Genomic DNA, 15,997 nt, shown 5'->3' on the forward strand with positions numbered 1-15,997 from the left:
TGTCCGGGGTGGTGATGCCGAGGACAGGGAGTTCTTGTGGTGGGGGAATTGTCCACGTGGTGCAGCAAGTGGCTGGGTTCACCGCCCGCCCGGACGCTCTTCGAACGCGCCCACCTGTCCACGGTCATGGGACTGCGGCTGGCGGACGGCCGTGAAGTCGTCGTCAAGGCAAGGCCCTTCGAGCACCGGCTGGCCGGCTGCCTGGAGGTGCAACGCCGCATGTACCAAGCCGGCTTCCCCTGCCCGGAACCGCTGGCCGGGCCGGAGCCCGTGGACGGCCAGGGGCCGTTGAGGGGCCAGGTCTTCACGGCCGAGGCATTGGTCCCCGATGGCACCGTGCTGCCGCCGCGTCCGGACGCGCCCGAACTGTTCGCGGCGGCGCTGGCCCGCCTGATGAGGGCGGCGCCGTCGGTTGCGGACGTGCCGTCGTTGGCTCCCGCGCCGCCGTGGAACGGCTGGGACCATGACGATCCGCGGCCCTGGCCGTGGCCGGACGACATGGACGTGGACCTCAACGACCGCCCCGGCCCCGGCCGGCTGGACGAGACGGCCCGCCGTGTGCGCACTCGGCTGCGGCGCGCCGCTCTGCCCGAGGTGGTCGGGCACGGCGACTTCGAGTCCCAGAACATCCGCTGGAACGGCGACAAGCTGCACGTGGTGCACGACTGGGACAGTGCGGTCGCCCGCCCCGAGGCGGCACTTGCCGGGCTGGCAGCCGCGGTCTTCCCCGCGGGCGGACCCGAAGACCGGCCTGCGACCGTCGCCGAGACCGAGCGGTTCCTGGCCGGATACGCCTGGGCCCGCAGGCGGCACTGGACGCGTGAGGAGTACGAGGTGGCCTGGGCCGCGGGGCTGTGGGTACTGGCCTTCAACGCCAAGAAGGCATCGGTCGCCCAGCTGAACGGCTCCGCCGCCGCCCGGCTGGCCGAAGAAGCACCTGAGCGGCTGCGCCGCGCGGACGCCTGATCAACCGGCCTTGCACGGTCACTGTCGGGCGACCGTGCTGGTCGCAGCCCTCGGCGAGCGGCTGTGACCAAGGGGGTCGGCATGCTGAAGTCTCCCCGAATGCCCTGCCCCACGGCCCGGCCGAAGGCAGGGTCCGGATGTGCGTTGATCTTCCGGGCGGCGGCCCTGCGCAGCCGCAGACGGTGCGGGCGCCTCTCAAAGAAGGGCCGCCCCAGCAGGCATCCCCGTCACCACCTCAGCGGAGATCCACACCATGACTGCTCAGCAGCCTCTTACCTACGACGCGTTCGTCGAACACGCCACCGCTGATCCAGCCGTCATCCTCCTTCGGACCCGCGTCCTCACCCAGCCCTGAGTCCCGGGGTCAGGAGAAGGCACCAGGCGACAGCACAGCATGTACGAAATCAGCCGGCGGCAAGTAGCTGTGGGCTTCGACATAGTGAGCAACCAGCTCAGGAGCAGCGTAGGCGACGTCGTTCCCCACGACGCGTATCTCTGCACTGCCTCGTGGACTGTCGCCCCGCGGTCCGAGCAGTCTCGAGGCACACCAAGGGCAGAAGTGATAGCCGCGCGTCTGCTGGGCCCGATGCGTCTGAGTCATACGCTGCAGCGCGTCTGCCAACCCCGAAGGTGGCGCCCCTTTCGAGTAGGTCTTACTGCGGCTGAGCCAGCCCACGTTCAGCAGCGGGACACCTCGCCAGCAGCCTGGCGCTGCTGGATCCCCATTGTCCCTGTCGTACGTGTACGGAGTCAGGTCTGCGTAGTAAGTCATGAGGTTGTCTATCACCCAGAGTCGATCGAATGGCATGTGCCGGGACCCGACCACGCCACAACGCGCTTGAGAACCACGGAACTGCGGACAGAGCCGTTTTCAAGGAGCCCGAACAAGTGCCGGGTGGTCGGCGAAGCCGAACCGCGGCCGGACATTTTGGACGTCTCCATTCGCCGCAACCCCCAGTCGTATGTGACCTTGAAGAGGGTGGCGTCGCGGTAGGCGGCGAGGGCGCCGTTGCGGTCCGCAAGCCGCCCTGCCCGCCCCGGTGACGGGACGCCGTCGGCGCCGTACCCGAACAACCCGACCTCCATCCAGCGGCGAAACGCCCGCGATGTCGGCCAGCGGACCTCGCCGCTCCGCGCGTTCTTCGCCCGAGCTGCCGGCACCAGAACCCGCTCGTCGTTCCTGCCGAGGAACGACCGCATGATCACCGGGTTGACCATCATGTCCTCGTGCTGCACCGCCCACTCGTACAGCCGGATCAGCGCGGCCTGCCCGCGGTTCCACCGCGCCCCACCGCTCGGGGCCGCTCGCGCGCGTCCGCGACGCTGTCGCTCCCGTGTCCCGGGCGGGTGTCGTAGGACGCGCCGCACCGTCCCCCGCGGGCGGGTGCGACGATCGTCGTCGGAGAGGTTCCCATCGGGGGACGCCGTGCCCGCCGACAGCCCGGCCTCATCCCGTACGCCGATCGTGATGTCCGTCGAAGGAGAGCACGTGGAAGACCCGACGCAGCAGGAGGAACAGGCGAGCGCCGAGGTGCGGGAACGGGTCCGGGACAGTTTCGAGCGCCAGGGGCTGATGGCCCACCTCGGCGCGCGGGTCACCCGCATCGGACCCGGCCGCGTGCACATCGAGCTCCCGCACCGGCCCGAAGTGACCCAACAGCACGGCTACTTCCACGCCGGCGCCACCAGTGCCGTCGCGGACAGCGCCGGCGGCTATGCCGCCTTGACGCTGTTTCCCGAGCACACCGAAGTGCTCACCGTCGAGTACAAGATCAACCTCCTCGCCCCCGCCGTCGGCAGCCGCATCGAGGCGATCGGGACGGTCCTGAAGTCCGGCCGCACCCTGACCGTGTGCCGGCTGGAGGTGTTCGGCGTCCAGGACGACGGTGAACGGAAACTCGTCGCCAACGGGCAGCAGACACTGATCCGCGTGGACCGACCCGAGGCATGAGCCCGCAGGAGTGAGCCCGTAGGAGTGGGCCCGCAGGAGGGAGCCCGCAGGAGTAGTCCGCGAGGCTGTCGCAGGTCTCACACCGGTTGCCACAGGTGGGCGAGTGCCGTCGGGGTGAGGAGCCGGTCCGGCGGCCCCTGGCCGGCCGGACGGCCGTCGCGGAGCAGCAGGCAGGTGTCCGCCGAGCGCGCCGCGTTCAGGTCGTGGGTGGCGTGGACGAGGGTCACCCCGTCGGCGGCCAGCTCCGTCAGCAGTGCCGCCGTGCGCTCCCTGCCCTCGGGGTCGAGGCCGGTGGCCGGCTCGTCCAGCAGGAGCAGGTCCGACTCCTGGGCGAGGCCCTGTGCCATGAGCGTGCGCTGCCTCTGTCCGCCGGAGAGCTCGCCGAGTTGACGGGCGGCGAGCGCCGTGATGCCGAGGCGCTCCATGGCCTCGTCCACCACCGTCCGGTCGCGCCGCGTGAGCCGGCGCCATGGTCCCCGCTCGCCCCAGCGCCCCATCTCCACGGTCTGCCGGACCGTCAGGGGAAGCGTGTCGCCGACGGCCCCGCGCTGCGGGACGAACGCCGGCGGCCGGGCTCCCTCGTGCCGGACCTCGCCCGCGGTGGGGCGGATCACGCCGGCCAGAACCGCGAGCAGCGTGGACTTCCCGCTGCCGTTCGGGCCGATCAGCGCTGTCACGGCCGACGCCGGTATCTCGCCGTCGAGTTGATCGAGCACGGGGCGGCCGGGGTAGCCGGCGGAGAGCCCGGTGAAGCGGACGCGGGGCGGCATCCGGTTCCCGAGGGCAGCGGAGGGGGTTTTATTGAACATGATTGTCATTGTAGTGTGCTCGCATGGAATGGCTGACGGGCCCCTTCGAGGTGACCTTCGTGCAAAGGGCCCTGTGGGGCGGGATGTTGGTGTCGGCGATCTGTGCCCTGGCGGGCACCTGGGTGGTGCTGAGAGGCATGGCCTTCCTCGGTGACGCCATGTCGCACGGACTGCTGCCCGGCGTCGCGCTCGCCGCGCTTCTGGGGAGCAACCTGCTGGTGGGAGCGCTGCTGAGCGCAGCCGTGATGACGGCCGGGGTCACCGCCCTCGGGCGCACCCCGCGGCTGTCCCAGGACACCGGGATCGGCCTGCTCTTCGTCGGGATGCTGTCGCTCGGCGTCATCATCGTGTCCCGCTCGCAGTCCTTCGCGGTCGACCTGACCGGGTTCCTCTTCGGCGACGTCCTCGCCGTCCGGGAACAGGACCTGGTGCTGCTGGGCGCGGCCCTGCTGCCGGCACTGACCGTCTCGGTCCTCGGCCACCGCGCCTTCCTCGCCCTGGCGTTCGACCCGCGCAAGGCCCGCACCCTCGGTCTGCGTCCGCGCGTCGCCCACGCCGTCCTGCTGGGCCTGCTGGCCCTGGCCATCGTCGCCTCCTTCCACATCGTGGGGACGCTGCTGGTCCTGGGCCTGCTCATCGCCCCGCCGGCGGCCGCGCTGCCGTGGGCGCGCAGCGTGCGGGCGGTGATGGCGATCGCGGCGCTGCTCGGCACGGCCGCCACCTTCTTCGGCCTGCTGCTCTCCTGGCACCTGAGCACCGCCGCCGGCGCGACCGTCTCGGCCCTCGCGGTGGGCCTGTTCTTCCTCTCCCACCTGGCATCGGACGTCCGCCGCCGCCGCCACCGCCACCGCGGGCGCGGGGAGGCCGGCCGCGCCGTGGCGACCGCCTGACGGGATCCGGCCGAAGAGGCCCGGTCCGAGAACCCGATCCCGATGCATGACCTGATCCGGAAACCTGATGGAGGCGATCCCCTTGCCCGTCCGAGGAAACGTCACTGCCGGAGCGTGCGCGCTCCTGGCCCTCGCGCTGCTCGCCACGGGCTGCGCGGGCGGCCGGGACGACGCCGCCTCCGCCCCACCGGCGAACCCGTCGGCCGCCGCCACCCCGCACGGACACGTCGAAGGGGCGCAGGAGAAGGCCGAGCAGCAGTCCAGGCTGCTCCTCAACGACCCGAGGAGCGGAGACACCCGCGTCCTCGACCTGATCACCGGAGAGACCCACGAGGTCTCCCGGACGCCGGGCACCTCGGCCCTCACCACGGACGGCCGGTTCGGCTACCTCCACGGTGCGGACGGCACGCGCGTCCTCGACACCGGCGCCTGGACGGTGGACCACGGCGACCACGTGCACTACTACCGTGCGGCGATACGCGACGTGGGCCGCCTCTCCGACGGCTCCGGCGCTTCCGACGATCCCGACGGCACCGGTGCGCGCGTCCGCGGCGATGCCGCGGTGACCGTCGTGACCCACGGCGACGGACGGGCCGAGATCCACCGCCGGGCCGACCTGGAGGCAGGGGACCTCGGCGCTCCCCGCCCGCTGCCCGGGAGGCACACGGGCGCCGTCGTGCCGTACGCGGAGCACCTGCTGACCCTCACCGGCGGCGCGAAGGGCGCCCCGAAGGCCGCGGTGTACGACCGCGAGGGCGAGCGCGTCCCGGCGCCGGACGCCGTGTGCGAGGAACCGCGGGGCGACGCCGTCACCCGGCGGGGAGTCGTCCTCGGCTGCGCCGACGGCGTCCTGCTGATCCACGCGGACGACGGCACGTTCACCGCCGAGAAGATCCCCTACGGCACGCGCGTCCCCGAGCGGGAACGGGCCACGGACTTCCGTCACCGGGCCGGCGGCGACACGCTCACGGCGCCGGCCGGAGACCGGGCGGTATGGGTCCTGGACATCGCCGAACGCACCTGGACACGGGTGGAGACCGGCCCCGCCGTCACCGCCGGCACCGCGGGTGAGGGCTCCCCCCTCCTCGTCCTTCGCACCGACGGGACCCTGCACGGCTACGACATCGCCACCGGCGAGCGGGTGTCCCGGACGAAACCGCTGCTGAAGGACGTACCCGGCACCGGACCGGACGCGACGGCGCCCCGGCCCGTCATCGAGGTCGACCGCAGTCGCGCCTACCTCAACGACCCGGCGGGCAGGCGCGTGTACGAGATCGACCACAACGACGGCCTGCGCGTCGCGCGCACCTTCGACCTCGACATCGAGCCGGCCCTGATGGTGGAGACAGGCCGATGACGACGACACCGAAGCTCGCCGTGCTGCGGCTGCGCCGCCTGCTCCTGACCCTGATCGCCTTCGCCCTCGCCGGCACGGCCACCGCGTGCGCGACCGGCGACGACCGGCCCCGGGTCGTGGTGACGACGAACATCCTCGGCGACGTCACCCGGGAGATCGTCGGTGACGAGGCCGACGTCACGGTGCTGATGAAACCGAACGCCGATCCGCACTCCTTCGGCCTGTCGGCCGTACAGGCCGCCGAGTTGGAGCGGGCCGACCTCGTGATCGCCAACGGGCTGGGCCTGGAGGAGAACGTACTGCGGCACGTGGAGGCCGCCCGGGAGTCCGGGACCGCCACGCTCGAGGTCGGCAGGGCGGTGGACCCGCTCGTCTTCCGGGCGCCCGCCGACGGAGGCCCCGAGGCGGCGGCCGGACAGCCCGACCCGCACTTCTGGACCGACCCCGACCGGGTGCGCACGGCCGCCCGCCTCATCGCCGACCGGGTCGTCGAGCACGTGGAGGGCGTGGACGAGAAGGCGATCCGCGCCCGCACCGACCGCTACGACGGACGACTCGCCGACCTGACCACCTGGATGGAACGCTCCTTCGCCCGCATACCCGAGCAGCGACGCGCCCTGGTGACCAACCACCACGTCTTCGGCTACCTCGCCGAACGCTTCGGTTTCCGGACGGTCGGCGCGGTCGTCCCGAGCGGGACGACGCTGGCCTCACCCAGTTCCTCGGACCTGCGCTCGCTCACCGGGGCCATGCGCGAGGCCGGGGTACGGACCGTTTTCGCGGACTCCTCACGGCCCACCCGGCTGGCCGAGGTCCTGCGCACGGAACTGGGCGGCCGGGTGCGGGTCGTCGCGCTGTACTCCGAGTCCCTGACCGAGCAGGGCGAGGGCGCCGGCACCTACCTGCAGATGATGCGCGCCAACACCACCGCCATGACGGACGGCCTGACCGGCGACTGAACCCCGAGCGCAAGCCCCGTTTTCGAACACCACCTCCCGAAGCCGCACCCGCGCGGCAGAAAAGGAACACGCACAGTGAACACGTCGATACGCAGCAGAGTCCTCACAGGTACGGCCCTCGCCCTGGCGGTCTCCGCGGTCCTGACCGCCTGCGGAGGAGGCGGCGACACCTCCTCGTCCTCCTCGTCCGACACGAAGGGGCAGAAGGAGCAGGAGGAGCAGAAGGCGGCGAAGGGTACGCGGGACACCGGGGCCGCCGCGGTCGAGGAGCCGCTGGTCGCCACCTTCGACGGCGGCCTGTACATCCTGGACGGCAAGACCCTGAAGCTCGCCGAAACGATCGAGCTGCCCGGCTTCAACCGCGTCAACCCCGCCGGCGACGACGCCCACGTCTTCGTCTCCACCGACTCCGGCTTCCGGGTTCTCGACGCCGCGAGGCGGACCCTCACCGACATCACGTACGAAGGCGCCAAGCCGGGACACGTGGTACGGCACGCCGGCAGGACCGTCCTGTTCACCGACGGCACCGGCGAGGTCAACGTCCTCGACCCCGCCGCCCTCGCCGGCGGCGAGAAGCCCGAGGGCCGTACCTACACCTCCGCCGAACCCCACCACGGCGTCGCCATCGAGCTGAGCAACGGCGAACTCCTCAGCACCGTGGGCACCGAGGACGAGCGCACCGGCGCCCTCGTCCTCGACAGGAACGACAAGGAGATCGCGCGCAACGAGGACTGCCCCGGTGTCCACGGCGAGGCCGCCGCCCGGGGCGAGGCCGTCGCCGTCGGCTGCGAGGACGGCATCCTGATCTACAAGGACGGCGAGTTCACCAAGGTCGACGCCCCCGACGACTACGGCCGCATCGGGAACCAGGCCGGCAGCGATGCGTCCCCAATTCTCTTGGGCGACTACAAGACGGACCCGGACGCCGAGTTGGAGCGGCCCACGCGCGTGTCCCTGATCGACACCGGAACGGCGGAGCTGCGCCTGGTCGACCTCGGCACCAGCTACTCCTTCCGCTCGCTGGGCCGCGGACCCCACGGCGAGGCACTCGTCCTCGGCACGGACGGCGCTCTGCGCGTCATCGACCCGGAGACGGGCAGGACCGAGAAGAAGATCCCCGTCGTGGACAAGTGGCAGGAGCCGCTCATCTGGCAGCAGCCCAGGCCCACCCTCTTCGTCCGCGACCACACCGCGTACGTCTCCGAACCGGGCACGCGCGAACTGCACTCCGTGGACATCGAATCGGGGGAAAAGGTCACCTCCGTGACCCTGCCGAAGAGCACCGACGAACTCTCCGGCGTCGTCGCGGGCCACTGACACCCGCCGGCCCCGCCCGGCCCGGCGCAGCGCCGGGCCGGGCGGAGAGGGGGAGCCCCGTGCGGTCACCGCCGGGAGGGCACCGGCCGCTACATCCCCGAATCCAGAGTCCCGGGATCTTCCTCGACGGAACCGGCGGAACCGGCGGAACCGGCGGAACCGGCGGACGGGGCGGCCTGCTGCGGAGCCGTCAGGTACTCGTAGGTACCGGTGATGTGGAGCAGACGCTCCAACCGCGGGCCCATGTTGTCCAGGTGGAAACCGGTTCCGTCCTCGGAGGTGTGGCGGTGGATCTGCAGCAGGACGGCCAGGCCCGCGGAGTCGACCGTTCCCAGACCCTGGCAGTCCAGCCGGAGGTCCCGTACGTCCTCGCCCTCGCGCAGAGCGTGCAGGACCTGGTGGAGAACCTCGTCGCCGACCTCGTAGTCCAGGTCGCCGACGAGGGCCAGGCGCACGGTGTGCGGGGCGCCGCCGGCGAGAGGCCGGACGGGCGGTGAGAAGGGGAAGGCAGCCACAGATGATTCCCACGGGTCGAGGTCGGGAGTGCCAGGCCGCGAGGCCTGTCGTTCGGATCAGGGAGCGGGAGCGGACCGGGGCCGGACGAAGGGCCTCAGCGCGTCGCGCCCGTCGGCGATCAGGCCACGGGCCCGCGGGAAGTCGCGCAGTTGCTCCTCCAGCAGGTCCAGACCCGGCAGCACGGCGTGAGCCGGGACACCGCGTGCGGTGAGGACCTCGGCGGTCCAGGCGAGGAAGTCCGTGAAGACGTCCGCGTCGTCCACGTAGAGGGCGGCGGCCAGGAAGTCGACGATCTGGGCGAGGTCTTCGGCGGTGCGTTCCCGCTGTTCTTCGGTGTAGTCGCGCATGGCGGGAAGGCGCTGCTCCAGGTCCTGGAAGGTCCGGCGCACCAGGCCGCGGGCACAGCGGGCGATCAGGGTGTACTCCTGGTCGGCCAAGTGAGGAAGGTCGTCGAGGGCCTGGTGGGGCGGCCGCGGCAGGGGCAGCGGGCCGGCGGCCAGCCGGTCCGCCGCGCCGCGCGCGTCAAAGGCCCAGGCGTCGGCGCCGAGCAGGCGGGCGTAGCGGCCGTCGGCCCCGAAAGCGCGGCCGCCGACCATGACCGGCACGCCGGTGGCCTGGACGGCGGTGACGGCGGCGTGGGCCACGGGCAGCCGGGTGGACAGCGAGCCGGACAGGCAGACGACCGTCGACCCGGCGCGGTGGATCCGGCCGACCAGGTGAGCGGTGGGGACCTGCGCTCCGAGGTGGTCCACCTGCCAGCCCCGCAGCCGCAGTACCTCGGCCAGGAGCCGTGCGGGCAGGGCGTGCCACTCCTTGTCCACGCACGCGACCGTCACCCTGCCGCGCGCGGTCGTGGGGCGGTGGACGGGCAGAGTGGCGACGGCGCGGTCGTTGATGGCCGTGGCGGCGTGTTCGTCGGCCACGCTCATGCGGTTGGCCGCCCACTCGACGCCCACCTTGCGCTGGACGGCGCCGATGACGTCCAGCAGTACCGTCTCCGCGTCCAGCCCGCCCCGGAGGGCGTTGGTGACGAGGTCGACGGCCGAGTACTCGTCCGCGGCCCGGACCGCGGTCCAGAGTCTGTCCGCGTATTCCCGGGCCCGCTCGTCGCCGTGCGGGGAGGCGGGGCGGGTACGGACGGGGGGATGACCGGTGCCGTGTGCGCGGTCCGTGGCGGGAGCGGCCGTCATGCGGTGTACCTGCCTCGGGTGGTTCCGTCCACAGCGCTGAGGTGCGCACCGCGGGGCGCGGTGATGGCCAGCACGGCGATGTCGTCGTGGACTCCTTCGCCGATCCACTCGTCGGCGAGCATCTGGACCCGCTCGACGACCGCGGACGCGGGAAGGCCGGCACACTCGGCCAGGGCGCGCTTGAGGCGCTGCTCCCCGAACATGGCGTCGCCCATCGGCCCGCCCTTGGCCTCGGTGACGCCGTCGGTGTACAGCAGGCACGACTCACCCGGCGTCAGCCGTACCCGGGCGGTGCGGGAGCTGACCGTCGGCAGGACACCGACCAGGGAGCCGCCGGTGTCGGCTTCCTCCACGGTGCCGTCGCCGCGCACGATCAGCGGCGGGGGGTGCCCGGCGGAGGTCAGCCGCAGTACGACGTCGCGGTCCTCGCGGCTGGCGGAGACCAGCACCAGGGTGGCGAAGCGGGTGCTGTGGCTGTTGCGCATGGCGTTGTTCAGCAGCCGCAGCATTCTGCCGTGGTCGTCCGCCATCGGCAGCAGGGCGTGCAGCGTGTTACGGATCTTGCCGGTGAGTACCGCGGCCTCCAGTCCCTTGCCGGCCACGTCCCCCAGGACGGCGAAGGTGTCGGCGGAGTCCTCGCCCGGCGGGTGGACGTCGTAGAAGTCCCCGCCGATGCGGTCGGTGTCGACGCTGGGCCGGTAGCCGCCGGCGAACTCCACCCCTTCCACCTGCTGAAGAGCGGGCGGAAGGAGTGCGCGCATGAGAATGTCGGACACCGTGTTCTGCTCGGCGTAGAGACGCGCGGCGGACATCGCGGCACCCGCACGGGCGGCGAACAGTCCGGCGAAGGCCTCCTCCGACTCGCTGAAAGCGGCCTTCTGCGCCCGCCGGAACAGGATCAGCGCCCCGGCCGGCACGCCGTGGCCCGGAAGCGGGGTGATCACCAGCGAACCGACCTCGCCGAAGTGCTCGGGAACCAGCCAGTCGGGAGCGGTGGCGGGGTCGATCCACCGTGACGGCACCGGTGGAAAGCCCTGCAAGGCCTCCGCCAGTCCAGGTACCGCCTCCGGCTCGCTGGAGACGGTGGCCCGGGTGAGACGCCCCTGCCGGTCGCACATGACCATCGGCAGTTTCCGGGCCGTGGTGGGCGCGATGACCACCGCGGCGTCGGCCAGGTACTCGGCGGCCAGGCGCGCGGTGACCTCCATGCAGCGGTCCAGGTTCAGCGACGAGAGCAGGGCACTCGAGGCTTCGGAGAGGAACCGCGTGCGCTCGCGCTCCCCCTCCAGTTCCTTCAGTGCGGACCGGTAGGCGGTCTCGTCCACCAGCCACCACGCCGCCCCGCCGCCGGGAAGCGAGGACGGGCGCGCCGAGAAGAAGCGCTCGCCCACCGTGCCGGTCACCGTGGTGGCGCCAGGGGTGCGCTGCGCGGTGGTGAGCCACTCCGGGGACGGCAGAGGCCGCCCTGCGTGGGCGGCCGGAAAGAGGGCGGTGGCCGAATCGTTGAGTTCCACGACACGTCCTTCCGCGTCCACGATCACCACCGGGTAGGGGGCTGCGGCAGCGTTCGCCACACTGGTGGAACCGGAACGGAGGCCGTCCGGGGAATAAGTCATATGTCGGAGCCCTTGTGCTCGGGCTCTCACCTCAGATCACGCGAAGAAACACTTGTCAGTCGACAACTGTCCCGTAATCGGGGCGCGTCCGCAACCGCCCCTCGCGCCGTGGGCGCCCCCGGCCCGACGGCTGAGCTGCGTTCTTCGCCGGGTACCCCCGTGCGCGAAGCGGATGCGCGGGGCCGGCCCGGGCTCCCCGCCCCGTCGGCGCGGCCGCGCCGGACCGTCCGGCCCCCGACCGCTGACCGGACGGCAGGGCGGGCCCGTGCCGCACGCGGCGACGGCGGCCCGGCAGGCGGGGCCGCCGGGTTCAGAAGGGCAGTCGGCCACGGGTGCGGCGACCGGCGGAACCGCTGCGCCCCACGGCCCTCGAGCTGCTGCGGAACGGCTTGCTGAACAGGCGCCCCAGAGGGCCGGGCGCCTTTCCTCCCGCGCGGGAGCCGAAGCCCAGGGCCCGCTGGGTGCCGCGTTCGGGCCCGCGGGACAGACGGGGCACGAGGAACGCCAGTACGGCGAGAACGGCACAAAGGGCGATAACGCCGACGATGACCACGCATACCTCCAAGGGCTGTGACGTAGCTGTCGTTTGCCCTCGCCCACGGAGGATAAAAGCGGTCAAGGGCTCGCTCGGTGAGCGGGAGGCCCGCCCGGGGACCGTTTCCCGGGAGGTGCCGCCCGCCGTCGTCGCCTCGCTGCGTCGACCTCCGCCGGACGAGGCCGGGCAGGACGGACTGCCTCGCGTGCCGGCCGGAGAATGGATGACCCCCGACAACATGACACAGCACACCCTGCCCTCCCCGTCCGCCGACCGGTCCGCCGGTGAACGCGCGCTGCGGATGCGCCGCAGGCTGGAACGGCTGATCGGCATCGCCGCGACGGAGGGCAATGCCCTCCGTCGCCCTGCGCAACGGTGACGAGATCTTCCCCGCCATGCTGGAGAGCGTGCGGTCCGCCGAGTACACGGTGGACATGATGACGTTCGTCTACTGGAGGGGCGACATCGCCCGGCAGTTCGCCCAGGCCCTGGCGGAGCGGGCCCGCGCGGGAGTGCGGGTCCGGCTGCTGCTGGACGGCTTCGGCAGTCGCACGATAGAGAAGGGCCTGTTGAAGGACATGCGCGAAGCCGGCGTGCACGTGGCCTGGTTCCGGCAGCCGGTGGCGCTCTCGCCGCTCAAACAGAACCATCGCTGCCATCGCAAGGCGCTGCTCGTGGACGAGCAAGTGGCGTTCACCGGCGGAGTGGGCATCGCCGAGGAATGGTGCGGCGACGCCCGCAACGAGCGCGAGTGGCGCGACACGCACGTCGAGGTACGCGGTCCGGCGGTGGACGGCATCGCCGCGGCGTTCGCACAGAACTGGGCCGAGTGCTCCGGCGAACTCTTCGACCGTCACGACCGGTTCAGCGAACACCGGCCCCAGGGGGACGCGGTGGTGCAGGTGGTGCGCGGTTCGGCCAGCTTCGGCTGGCAGGACATGCAGACCCTCATGCAGGTGATGATCGAGTCGGCCGAGGAGCGGTTCCGGCTCACGACCGCCTACTTCTCACCGGACGCCTACTTCATCGAACTCCTGTGCCGGGCCTCGCGGCGCGGTGTGGAGGTGGAGATCCTGTTGCCCGGCCCGTACACCGACAAACGGGTCTGCCAGCTGGCCGGACAGCATTTCTACGAGGACCTGCTGGCCTGCGGCGTGAAGATCTACCAGTACCAGCCGACGATGCTGCACGCGAAGGTCATCACCGTGGACGGAACGGCCGCGCTCATCGGGTCGACCAACTTCAACCGGCGGTCCCTCGAACACGACGAGGAGGTCATGCTGGCCGTCCTCGACGAGGAGTTCACCGCGACCCTCGACACCCACTTCGACGAGGACGTGGCGGTCAGCGAACAGATCCGGGGAGGACGCTGGGGGAGACGGTCGCTGCTCCAGCGGGCGCGCGAGACGGCCGTCCTGCCCCTACGCCGTTTCCTGTGACGTCCGCGCGAGCGCGCCGGAGGACGACGGGGCACCGGGGAGGCCAGGTCTCAGTGGCCGCGGACGCCCGCTGCTCCCGGTGACCGGTGAGCGGGGCCGGCGGAGGATACTGTTGCCCCGTGCCCCGCGTCCCCGTTCCCCGGACGCCGAGCCACGGACGAGGGGGAAAGCGCCGGAGCGGGGCGGGAAGCACCGGACGGAACCCGGAGAGCGGGCGGGGTCCAACCGGTTCAGCCCGTGACACGGGGACGACCATCCCATCGGAGTGCCGGAGTGCCCCACGTGGTGAACGCGCAGACCGCACCCCGCTCGCCCCAGCCCGGGCGAGCGGCCGAAGCGGCGTGCGAGGTCGTAGAACTCCTCGAGGTGCTGTGGGACCGGGGGCGTGACGCGGCCCCGGTCGCCCCCGTCTCCACCTCGCAGTTGCGTGTGCTCTACAGCCTCGAACGGGAACAGGGGATCAACCTGCGCAGGCTGGGTGAGATCCTCGGATCCTCCCCGCCCTCCGTCAGCCGCCTCTGCGACCGGCTCGAGGCGCTCGGCTTCGTGGAGCGGACCCCGAGCCCCGTCAGCAGGCGGGAGCTGATGCTCAACCTGACCAGGCGCGGGGCGGCATATCTGCGTGAACTCCGGGTGCAGCGCGAGGAAGTGCTCCGATCGGTGATCGAGAGCATGCCCCCCGATTCCCGCGCGGCCCTGCGCGACGGGCTGGACGCCTTCCGCGACGCGGTGGAACGGAACGCGCTGATCCACAAGGCGCCCCGGACGGACAGAACCGCCTGAGGGCGCCCGGGACGCATCCCGAGGGCGGGCCCCGCTCCGTGGCGGGCAGGCCGACGGAACCGCCTCACGAACCGGGTCGCGATCCGTCCCCGGTACGCCCGTACCAGTCGAGGCAGACCACCAGGGCGTCATCGTCGACCGGGCTCTCTCCCCGGTACGCCGCGAGCTCACGCAGCACCGCGCCCGGCACCTGCGCCGGCGGCAGCAGCCGGGTGGCCATGAGGGCCCGGGCAAGTGCCCGTTCGCTGTACTTCTCCCCGGCCGAGGAAGTCGCTTCGTAGACGCCGTCACTGCCGATCAGGAAGCGGTCGCCGGGACGCACCTGAAAGTGCTCGGACGCGTACGGGGTGTCCTCGAACATGCCGAGGGGCAACTGGGCGTCGAAGGGCAGGGCGTCCACGTTCTTCCCGCGCAGCCGCCACATCCGCGGGGACCCCGCGTCCACGGCCTCGACCTCGCCGGTCACGAGGTCGAACCGCAGCAGCAGGACGGAGACGTGGGCGTCGCCGCGGTACTGCGCGTACACCGCCTGATCGGCGAGGCGCGCCTGGTCGGACAGGTCGAGACCGGCGCGCCGGGCGTTGCGCATCGCGTTGACGGCGAGGTTGGTGAGCAGAGCGGCCTCGATGCCCTCCCCCATGCCGTTGGTGACGGTCAGCGTGAGGTGGTCCGCGGACACCGACCAGTCGAAGTTGTCCCCGAAGATCGCGTACGCGGGTTCGAGATGCCCCCCGAGGGAGAACTCCGGACGGGAGCAGGCCCGGCCCGGCAGCAGGTGCCACTGCATCTCGGCCGCCAGGGTCAGGCGCGTGGCACGGCGCGCCAGGACGTACAGGTCCGTGTCGCGTTCGGCCACGAGGATCTCGTGGCCGAGAACCTCGCAGATGTGCTGCATCTCGGGAAGGAGAGCCTGCGCGTAGCGGCCCTCCGGCATCGTGACGGACAGCACGCCCGTCCGGTCGCCGCGAATGGTGACCGGGAGATGAACGTCCACCGTGTGCCCGGGAGGATCGGGAACCACGTACGGTTCCTGGGATCCGAAGGCGCGGCCCTGAGGGCTGTCGTGGATCATGACCGGTTCCGTCGTGAACGGAACCGGTTCGACGGCCTGCAGCGATCTCATCGCGTAATCGGCCATCCGCAGTTCGACGCGCGCCGCACCGTACTGTTCCGCGAGAGCCGCCGTGACGATGTCCAGCAGCGCGTGCGGGGGAGCCGCCCGCAGGGCGCGCTCGACGGCGGCGAGTCTGTTCACGTCATTCCGCTTCCCTGCGTACCGGACCCGGCCATGTGGCGACGGCTGTGGGCCGATGGGTTCGCTCCGCGGCGGACGCGCCGCCCCGTGGGCCGGCCCCAGGTTACCCCGACCGCAATATCGTGACGATTCCCGCCCGGACTCTCCACACCCTCCCGGGTCCCTTCCTCGGGGCCGCCGTCCTTCCTGCGCGGCGAGCCGCGCGGACCCCGGCGGCGAACGGGGCCGCCTCCTGCGGCCACTGAGGGCGCCGGGAACGAAGGGCCGAGCGGAGAAAGAGGCGAGAGGGAGGGCGGGAGCCCGTGACCAGGCCTTCCACGCCGCAGAGGGCCGCAGGTTCTTCCACCGACGGCGCCGGGGTCAGCCGCACATCGTCCGCGGCCGTGTTCTCCCCGGCGCGGGCAGGGAGGATGG

Annotated in this window: 14 protein-coding genes and 1 pseudogene; 8 read left to right on the forward strand and 7 right to left on the reverse strand. The window is 71.9% G+C overall.

Annotation, left to right across the window (positions count from 1 at the left end; translation table 11 throughout):
• Positions 1-39 precede the first annotated feature (39 nt).
• Positions 40-966: a phosphotransferase gene (locus tag OHB56_RS35065; protein WP_406357779.1), complete on the forward strand. Its 927-nt coding sequence runs from the start codon at positions 40-42 to the stop codon at positions 964-966.
• A gap of 783 nt (positions 967-1,749) precedes the next feature.
• On the opposite strand, the gene OHB56_RS35070 is transcribed toward OHB56_RS35065, so the two are convergent.
• The gene (locus tag OHB56_RS35070) at positions 1,750-2,202 is read right to left on the reverse strand and encodes a hypothetical protein (RefSeq protein WP_406357781.1); all 453 of its coding nucleotides are present in this window, start codon (positions 2,200-2,202) and stop codon (positions 1,750-1,752) included.
• A 232-nt stretch (positions 2,203-2,434) separates the two neighbouring features.
• On the opposite strand from OHB56_RS35070, the gene OHB56_RS35075 reads away from it, so the two are divergent.
• Positions 2,435-2,917 (forward strand): PaaI family thioesterase, encoded by a 483-nt coding sequence (locus tag OHB56_RS35075; RefSeq protein WP_406357783.1) that lies wholly within the window; start codon positions 2,435-2,437, stop codon positions 2,915-2,917.
• A 77-nt stretch (positions 2,918-2,994) separates the two neighbouring features.
• Here OHB56_RS35075 and aztA read toward each other — a convergent pair whose 3' ends face one another.
• The gene (gene aztA / locus OHB56_RS35080; RefSeq protein ID WP_406357785.1) at positions 2,995-3,735 is read right to left on the reverse strand and encodes a zinc ABC transporter ATP-binding protein AztA; all 741 of its coding nucleotides are present in this window, start codon (positions 3,733-3,735) and stop codon (positions 2,995-2,997) included.
• Positions 3,736-3,749: 14 nt separating this feature from the next.
• On the opposite strand from aztA, the gene aztB reads away from it, so the two are divergent.
• The 4 genes from aztB (at position 3,750) to aztD (ending at position 8,249) form a co-directional block, all read left to right on the forward strand.
• Positions 3,750-4,616, forward strand: a complete 867-nt coding sequence (aztB, locus tag OHB56_RS35085) for a zinc ABC transporter permease AztB (RefSeq protein ID WP_406357787.1) — start codon at positions 3,750-3,752, stop codon at positions 4,614-4,616.
• An 82-nt stretch (positions 4,617-4,698) separates the two neighbouring features.
• Positions 4,699-5,973 carry a hypothetical protein gene (locus OHB56_RS35090; protein WP_406357789.1) on the forward strand — a complete coding sequence of 425 codons (1,275 nt, stop codon included), beginning with the start codon at positions 4,699-4,701 and terminating at the stop codon, positions 5,971-5,973.
• On the forward strand, positions 5,970-6,932 hold the full coding sequence (aztC, locus tag OHB56_RS35095) for a zinc ABC transporter substrate-binding protein AztC (RefSeq protein WP_326755747.1): 963 nt from the start codon (positions 5,970-5,972) through the stop codon (positions 6,930-6,932). The genes OHB56_RS35090 and aztC overlap by 4 nt, the downstream gene beginning before the upstream one ends.
• A gap of 75 nt (positions 6,933-7,007) precedes the next feature.
• Positions 7,008-8,249, forward strand: a complete 1,242-nt coding sequence (gene aztD, locus OHB56_RS35100) for a zinc metallochaperone AztD (RefSeq protein ID WP_406357791.1) — start codon at positions 7,008-7,010, stop codon at positions 8,247-8,249.
• A gap of 89 nt (positions 8,250-8,338) precedes the next feature.
• On the opposite strand, the gene OHB56_RS35105 is transcribed toward aztD, so the two are convergent.
• From OHB56_RS35105 to OHB56_RS35120, 4 genes are all read right to left on the reverse strand, one after another.
• Positions 8,339-8,764 (reverse strand): STAS domain-containing protein, encoded by a 426-nt coding sequence (locus OHB56_RS35105; protein ID WP_406357793.1) that lies wholly within the window; start codon positions 8,762-8,764, stop codon positions 8,339-8,341.
• A gap of 57 nt (positions 8,765-8,821) precedes the next feature.
• Positions 8,822-9,955, reverse strand: a complete 1,134-nt coding sequence (locus OHB56_RS35110) for a B12-binding domain-containing protein (RefSeq protein WP_406357795.1) — start codon at positions 9,953-9,955, stop codon at positions 8,822-8,824.
• The gene (locus OHB56_RS35115) at positions 9,952-11,571 is read right to left on the reverse strand and encodes a PP2C family protein-serine/threonine phosphatase (RefSeq protein WP_326755751.1); all 1,620 of its coding nucleotides are present in this window, start codon (positions 11,569-11,571) and stop codon (positions 9,952-9,954) included. Before OHB56_RS35115 ends, OHB56_RS35110 begins: the two co-directional genes overlap by 4 nt.
• 310 nt (positions 11,572-11,881) lie before the next feature.
• Complete coding sequence (locus tag OHB56_RS35120) at positions 11,882-12,124, reverse strand: DUF6411 family protein (protein WP_326755752.1); 243 nt, start codon at positions 12,122-12,124, stop codon at positions 11,882-11,884.
• A 220-nt stretch (positions 12,125-12,344) separates the two neighbouring features.
• Here OHB56_RS35120 and OHB56_RS35125 point away from each other — a divergent pair.
• Positions 12,345-13,545, forward strand: a pseudogene (locus OHB56_RS35125) (phospholipase D-like domain-containing protein).
• Between the two features lie 285 nt (positions 13,546-13,830).
• Complete coding sequence (locus OHB56_RS35130; protein WP_406359275.1) at positions 13,831-14,328, forward strand: MarR family winged helix-turn-helix transcriptional regulator; 498 nt, start codon at positions 13,831-13,833, stop codon at positions 14,326-14,328.
• A gap of 64 nt (positions 14,329-14,392) precedes the next feature.
• On the opposite strand, the gene OHB56_RS35135 is transcribed toward OHB56_RS35130, so the two are convergent.
• Positions 14,393-15,583 carry a PP2C family protein-serine/threonine phosphatase gene (locus OHB56_RS35135; protein WP_406357798.1) on the reverse strand — a complete coding sequence of 397 codons (1,191 nt, stop codon included), beginning with the start codon at positions 15,581-15,583 and terminating at the stop codon, positions 14,393-14,395.
• Positions 15,584-15,997: the final 414 nt, after the last annotated feature.

The organism is Streptomyces sp. NBC_01635 (assembly GCF_045209715.1).
Lineage (GTDB): Bacteria > Actinomycetota > Actinomycetes > Streptomycetales > Streptomycetaceae > Streptomyces > Streptomyces hirsutus.